Below are 293 nucleotides of genomic sequence, written 5' to 3'. Positions count from 1 at the left end.
ACGGCGTTGACGGGGGAGTGGCCGCCCTTGTGGATGCAGCCCAGGGACTTCTCCTCCAGGGTGGTGATACCGCCGGTCTTATTGCCGGGGGAGGGGTTGCCCTCACGGACCTCCTCGCCTACCAGGCGCAGGGCCTCCTCGTAGCGGTGGACGATCTCAAAGATGCGGTCCCGGACCTCGGGAGTGGCGGCGCGGCGGGCCAGGATGTGCTCGGCGCCGATGAACTCGGTGGTCTCGCTGAGGATGGAGGTGCCGCCCTCCCGGACCATCAGGTCGGAGAGCTGGCCGATGAG

At 68.6% G+C, this 293-nt stretch carries 1 pseudogene; it reads right to left on the bottom strand.

Annotation, left to right across the window (positions count from 1 at the left end):
- Positions 1 to 293 (bottom strand): annotated as a pseudogene (locus GPK94_RS15790) (UxaA family hydrolase); the annotation flags it as partial.

The organism is Pseudoflavonifractor sp. MCC625, assembly GCF_018784545.1.
Classification (GTDB): Bacteria; Bacillota; Clostridia; order Oscillospirales; family Oscillospiraceae; genus Pseudoflavonifractor_A; species Pseudoflavonifractor_A gallinarum.
The sequence above is the reverse complement of the archived record's forward strand: the minus strand, read 5'-3'. Positions and strand labels throughout refer to the sequence as shown.